At 65.4% G+C, this 6,074-nt stretch carries 6 protein-coding genes and 1 pseudogene; all 7 read left to right on the top strand.

The genetic code is table 11. The annotated features are described in order from the left end of the window. Positions 1-566 (top strand): hypothetical protein (locus tag FWD29_04300; GenBank protein MCL2803161.1); only part of this gene is annotated, 566 nt, incomplete at its 5' end. After that, complete coding sequence (locus FWD29_04295) at positions 503-1,429, top strand: hypothetical protein (protein ID MCL2803160.1); 927 nt, start codon at positions 503-505, stop codon at positions 1,427-1,429. The genes FWD29_04300 and FWD29_04295, both read left to right, overlap by 64 nt. After that, complete coding sequence (locus FWD29_04290; GenBank protein ID MCL2803159.1) at positions 1,413-2,471, top strand: HAD-IIA family hydrolase; 1,059 nt, start codon at positions 1,413-1,415, stop codon at positions 2,469-2,471. Before FWD29_04295 ends, FWD29_04290 begins: the two co-directional genes overlap by 17 nt. 45 nt (positions 2,472-2,516) lie before the next feature. Beyond that, complete coding sequence (locus FWD29_04285) at positions 2,517-2,657, top strand: hypothetical protein (GenBank protein ID MCL2803158.1); 141 nt, start codon at positions 2,517-2,519, stop codon at positions 2,655-2,657. Continuing rightward, positions 2,654-3,394 (top strand): annotated as a pseudogene (locus FWD29_04280) (TlyA family RNA methyltransferase). The gene FWD29_04285 and the pseudogene FWD29_04280 overlap by 4 nt, the downstream one beginning before the upstream one ends. Positions 3,395-3,480: 86 nt before the next feature. Next, positions 3,481-4,329, top strand: a complete 849-nt coding sequence (locus FWD29_04275; protein MCL2803157.1) for an NAD kinase — start codon at positions 3,481-3,483, stop codon at positions 4,327-4,329. After that, complete coding sequence (recN, locus tag FWD29_04270; GenBank protein ID MCL2803156.1) at positions 4,319-6,028, top strand: DNA repair protein RecN; 1,710 nt, start codon at positions 4,319-4,321, stop codon at positions 6,026-6,028. The genes FWD29_04275 and recN overlap by 11 nt, the downstream gene beginning before the upstream one ends. Positions 6,029-6,074: the final 46 nt, after the last annotated feature.

Raw genomic sequence — 6,074 nt, 5'->3', positions numbered from 1 at the left:
TCAACCTCGCGGAACTGGAGCCGGGCGACCGTGGCGGGGTGATGCCAAAGCTCGGACTCGCGGTGATGGGGCTGATGAGAGGCGAGGCCAGGGGGACCGGCAGCGGCAGGATAGTCGGTGGGGTTCGCAGGGGCGGCCTGGGCGGGATAGTGCCAAAGCTCGGACTCACGGTGATGGAGCCGGGCGACCGTGGCGGGGTGATGCCAAAGCTCGGACTCGCGGTGATGGGGCTGATGAGAGGCGAGGCCAGGGGGACCGGCAGCGGCAGGACAAGTGGGGGCGTCAGCGGCGGGATGATGCCAAAGCTCAACCTCGCGGAAAAGGAGCTGGGCGGCCGTGGCGGGATGATGCCAAAGCTCAACCTCGCGGAAATGGGTCCGGGCGGCCTGGGCGGGGTGATGCCAAAGCTCGGACTCGCGGTGATGGAGCTGGCGAGTGGCGTGAGCGGGTTGATGACGGACCGGGCAAGATGCGGCCCCACAACCGGCTGGCGGCGGGGTCTGTGCCCGAGCTGCCAGAGGACATCACGGCGGGGGAGTTGCCAAAGCCGTTGGCCCGGAGACTAGCGGGCCTGAGCCAGCAGGACAGAGACTATGTCGCTCGACATTTGTTGATGGTGCACGAGTTACTCCAAGACGACCCAGAACTAGCCTACCGCCATGCCCGGGCGGCGGCGGATCGCGCCAGTCGGATTGACCTGGTCAGGGAGTATGCCGGGCTGACAAGCTACTATTCAGGACGCTACGCCGAGGCCGCCAGGGAGCTGAGAACCTTCCAGCGCTTGAGCGGAACGAAGCACTATCTGGCTCTGGTGGCTGATTCGCTCCGGGCCCAGGGTCAGGTGGTCGAAGCGATCGACCTGGCGTTGGCTGCCAATCCCAGCCAAATGGACCCAGACGAATGGGTCGAATTGGGACTGGTGCTGGCCGGGGCCCGGGCAGATCTGGGCCAATTCGACGCCGCCGTGGCCCAGCTGACCAAGCTGCGCCGCCGCTGCACTAGCCCTGGTTTCAAGACTCGGATTGATGAGGCGTTGACCCGAATTAAGGAACTTGCCGCCGGCCAAGTCGTGGCCAACGAGATCGAGGTTCTTGAAGTGGCGCCAGACGGCGTAGTGGACTGGGTTGACCTTGATCCGGTTGACGAGAGCGACGGTGACGAAGCTCGGACTGGTGGTGACGAAGCTCGGACTGGTGGTAACGAGGCCCGGACCGGTGGCGACGGCGAAGGTGGTGGTGACGGCGAAGGTGGTGGTGACGAAGCTCGGACTGGTGGTGACGGCGAAGGTGGTGGGGGCACGGGGCAGAGCGAAGGTGAGCCTGACGGTGCCCAGCAAGGTCAAGCTGCGGCCGGCAGCACCGCGTCTAGTGGGGCCTTGACAGGTGGATTTGGGTCGGAAGAGGAGCACCCAGGTGAGTCAGCTTCTTGACGTGGCGGTTCCGCTGGTTGAAGCCTTTGACCTAGCCATCTGCGACCTGGACGGGGTTTGCTTCGCGGGATCCAAGGCCATCGGGCAGGCCGTCGAGGCCATTTGCCTGGCGCGGCGGGCCGGGGTGGGATTCGTCTTTGTAACCAACAATGCCTCGCGTACGCCTGCCGCTCAGGCCGCCAAACTGGTGGCGCTCGGCATTGAGGCGGATAGCGCCATGGTCGTTACGGCCGCCCAGGCCGGTGCGGAAATGCTGGTCCAAGATCTGCCGGCCGGAGCAAAAGTGCTGGTAATAGGGGCAGAAGGGCTGAGAGACGCCGTCGAACAGGCCGGCTTCGAAGTGGTTTTGGCGGCCGATGACGCCCCGGCGGCAGTGATGCAGGGCTGGGGCCCGGATGTCTGTTGGCGGGACCTGGAACAGGCCAGTTACGCCATCGAGGCCGGCACGCCCTACTACGCCTCCAATCTTGACTTGACCAGACCAACTGAGTCCGGCTTTGCCCCTGGCAACGGTGCCATGGTGGCGGCACTGGTGGCGACCACCGGTGTGGAGCCAAAGGCCTCGGGCAAACCTCAGCCGGAGATTTTCATCCTGGCCACCAGCCGGGCTGAGGCTGCCAGTTTGGGCTTGGCGGGCCACGGTCCAGGCAGAGCCAGGCGTCCGGTGGTGCTGGGCGACGGGCTAGCCACCGACATGGCCGGCGCCCGCAACGCCGGCTACCCGGGCCTGTTGGTGTTAACCGGAGTCAGCACAGCCACTGACGCCGCCCTTTGCCCGCCGTCGCAGCGGCCGGCCATGATTGCTCAAGACCTGCGGGTGCTGAGCCAACCTCACCGGGCGCCGCAGGCTCAAGCCGGGCGCTGGTGCCTTCAAGGAGCCGAAGCTTGGGTCGAAGCCGGCCAGCTCCAGCTCAAGACCACTGGCCAAGGTGTCAGCGATGAGGCCATCCGGGTGGCCGTGCAAGCGGCTTGGCACTACCTCGATCATGGCGGCCAACTCCGGCCAGCCGATTTGCCGAGGGCTTTAGGGGCCTGTTACTAGAACAGGCCCCGGCTAGCTCAGGTACGGTTGAGCCAAGGAGGGCAAATGACACCGGAAGAACGGGCCGCGGCTGTGGCTGAGGCCGCCAGCCTTGAACCCGAAGCTCCCCTTGAAGAACAGGTCAGGGCCTTAGAAAAGGCCCTGAGTCAGCTAGAGACACTGTTCACCGAGGCCCAGGAGCAATGAGGCGCAGACTTGATGCTGAACTGGTGCGCCGCGGGCTGGCCCGCTCTCGCAACCAGGCCCAAGAGTTGGTAGCAGCTGGCTTAGTCACAGTCGACGGGCGGGTAGCGGCCAAACCGGCCAGTCAAATCGACGGCGCCCAAGCCGTCGTAGTGGCCCAGGTGTCCAAATCCACCTACGTTTCTCGCGGCGGCGACAAATTGGCCGGCGCCTTGGACACCCTGGCCCAACGGTCCGGGGCCTGTCCGGAAATAGCCGACCAAATCTGCCTTGACGCCGGCGCCTCAACTGGGGGTTTTACTGACGTGTTGCTGCGCCGAGGCGCCAGCCTGGTCCACGCCGTCGACGTTGGCTACGGCCAGCTGGCCTGGACCTTGCGCAACGATCCGCGGGTGAAAGTCAAGGACAGAACCAATGTCCGCTACCTCGAAGCCGGAGACCTTGACCCCACACCAGCCTTGGTGGTGGCGGATTTGTCCTTCATTTCACTAAGACAGGTCCTGCCGGCCCTAGTGGCGGTGTCGACACCGCAGGCTAGGCTATTGCTGATGGTCAAACCACAATTCGAGGTCGGCAAGCAGGCGCTGCCAAGCGGCGGCGTGGTCAGCGACCCGGCGGCGCGAGCCAAAACGGTCTGGCAGGTGGCGCAAGCCGCCCGCCAGCTGGACCTGGGCGTGATGGGTGTAGCCCATTCGCCGCTACCAGGTCCAAGCGGCAACCATGAGTTCTTCTTGTCCCTGGCCAAGGGCCAATCTGGCTTGTCTCTACCTGAGGTGAGGCACGGCATCGGGCAAGAAACCGGCAGCGACCTAGTACAGGCGATGGCATGAAACGAGCATTGATCTTCTCCAACCCGCATAACCCGTCCTGGGTCAAGTACCAGAAAGCTGCGGTCAAACGCTTCACCGAGCTGGGCTGGCAGGCCACCTTGTCCGATGACGGCGGCCCGCTTGACGTCATCTTGGTACTTGGGGGCGACGGCACTTTGCTTGACTCGGCCGGGGTGGCCCGCGAACGCAACGCGCCGCTGTTTGGCATCAACCTAGGACACCTTGGTTTCATGGCCGAGGGTGACGTTGAGGACCTTGACGGCGCCATCGCCCGGATCGACGCTGGAGACTACACCGTTGAAGAGCGCCCCACCTTGTCGATGCGGGGCCAAGACGCCGATGGCAAGGGCTGGACCGAATGGGCCCTGAACGAGGCCAGTATCGAGAAGATCGACCCGTTGCGCATGGTTGAACTGCTGCTGGTGATCGACGGCAAAGCCGTGATGACCTTTGGTTGCGATGGTCTGATGGTGGCAACCTCGACTGGCTCGACCGGACACGCCTTTTCCGCTGGTGGACCGGTGCTGTGGCCGGAGGTTGAAGCCTTGGTGGTGGTGCCTTTGGCGGCCCACGCCCTGTTCGCCAGGCCGCTGGTGGTGGCACCAACCTCGAAGGTCGCGGTGACGGTGAGGGCTGATTCGCGTTCCGGCGGCGTGGTCACAGGCGACTCAAGGCGGTCGCGGCCTTTGACAGCCGGCTGCACGGTTGAGATCACGCGCTCGGCCTCGCCGGTGCGTTTTGTCCGCTTTGGCCAGGCGCCGTTCGCTGACCGGCTGGTTCGCAAATTCGCCCTGCCGGTAAAGGGTTGGCGCGACTCCACCGCTAGCCAGCCCCATGTTGATTGAGCTGGCTGTTAGTCAACTTGGGGTAATTGAACAGGCCCAGCTGGAACTAGCCCCTGGCCTGAACGTCATCACCGGGGAAACCGGGGCCGGCAAAACCATGCTGCTCAACGCTCTGCGCCTGCTGCTAGGAGGCCGGGCCGAACCGGCCCTGGTTCGCCCCGGCGCCGAACAAGCCCTGGCCCAGGCCGTTTTCGAATTGCCTGAGGGCCATCCGGCCTTGGACAAGGCCAGCCAGGCCGGTGCCATGCACAGTGACGGTCAGCTGGTGGCGTTGCGATCGATCAGTTCAAAGGGGCGCACCAGGGCGCATTTGGGCGGAACGGCGGTCCCGGCTGGGACCTTGGCCCAGGTGCTGGGCGATTTGGTGGCGGTGCACGGGCAGTCAGACCAGCTGCGCCTGCGCGGGCCGGCCCAACAGCGCGACATGCTGGACCAAGCCGGCGGCCTGGGCGGTCAGGTGGCCGCCTACCAAGTTGCCTACGATCGCTGGCGCGAACTGACCGGTCAACTGGCCCAGGCCAGCCAGGCGCTTAGGGCCAATCAAGGCGAGGCTGAAGCACTGGCTGGAGCTTTGGCCCAGATCGAACGAGTCGATCCAAAGGCCGGTGAAGAAGACGAGTTACCGGCTCGAATTGAGCGGCTAGCCAACGCCGAAGAGCTGCATCAAGGCCTTGGCGTAGTCCACTTCGCCCTGGTGGGCGGAGAGGCCTCACAACTCAGCGCGGCAGTGGCGCTCGAGGCCGCTCGCCGCCAGCTTGAAGCCTTGAGCCGGTATCACCAGGCCCTCGCCCCGCTGGCTGAACGGGCCGGTGAACTGGCCTATTTGACCTCCGACCTGGCAGCTGACGTGGCCGGCATGCGTTTGGATATCGACCTTGATCCGGCTGCCCTTGAAGCCGCCCAGACCAGGCGATCTCAGATCACTACGCTTTTGCGGCAGCACGGCTCAACTGTGGCTGAGGTGCTCAACTGGGCCAATGGCGCCAGGCAACGACTCGACCAGCTCGAGGCCAGCCCGGCCCGGATTGAGGCTCTGGAGCGAGACTTGGCCCAGGCCAAGGCCGGCCTCGATCAAGCCGGCGAGGCCATGAGCCAGGCCCGCAAAGCGGCCGCCGCCCAGCTAACCAAGGCCGTCACCGGCGAACTAAGTGACCTGGGCATGGGCACGGCCCGCTTCGAGGTGAAGCTCAAGGCGCTGGAAACGCCTGGGCCAAACGGCTGCGAATCGGTCGAATTCGTCTTTTCGCCCCACCCACAGATACCGCCCAGGCCGCTGGCCAAAGGCGCCAGCGGCGGCGAACTGTCCCGCCTGATGTTGGCCCTGGAACTGGTCCTGGCCCAAAGCGGCGTCGAGGCCCAGACCACTTTGGTCTTCGACGAGGTTGATCAAGGTGTAGCAGGCCGGGCCGCAGCCCAAGTAGGCGCGCGGCTGGCCCGGCTGGGGCAGCGCAGGCAAGTTGTGGTGGTGACGCATCTGGCGCAGGTCGCCGCCCAAGGGCAGGTCCACTTGGTGGTGGTGAAGGATGAGGCCAGGGCCGGCATCGGGCAGGTAGAAGGTGACGCCCGCACAACTGAGATCGCCCGCATGCTGGCCGGGCGGCAGGATTCGGCCAGCGCCCTGGCCCACGCCAAGGAGCTGCTTGGCTTACCTAGCCAGCGGAGCCGGCCGCCTGAAGCCTCGCCTGAAGCGCTGTTCTGAGCCGGCGGGCCGGGGCCAGGGGCGCTTTGCCAGGTCATGCCGCCGT

It is taken from the genome of Micrococcales bacterium, assembly GCA_009784895.1.
In the GTDB taxonomy this organism is placed as follows: Bacteria; Actinomycetota; Actinomycetes; order Actinomycetales; family WQXJ01; genus WQXJ01.
The sequence above is the reverse complement of the archived record's forward strand: the minus strand, read 5'-3'. Positions and strand labels throughout refer to the sequence as shown.

What these genes read in the sequence shown, in the direction of transcription:
- FWD29_04285 (MCL2803158.1), top strand. Translation starts at nt 2,517, where the DNA reads ATGACACCGGAAGAACGGGCCGCGGCTGTGGCTGAGGCCGCCAGCCTT.
- FWD29_04275 (MCL2803157.1), top strand. Translation starts at nt 3,481, where the DNA reads ATGAAACGAGCATTGATCTTCTCCAACCCGCATAACCCGTCCTGGGTC.
- recN (MCL2803156.1), top strand. Translation starts at nt 4,319, where the DNA reads ATGTTGATTGAGCTGGCTGTTAGTCAACTTGGGGTAATTGAACAGGCC.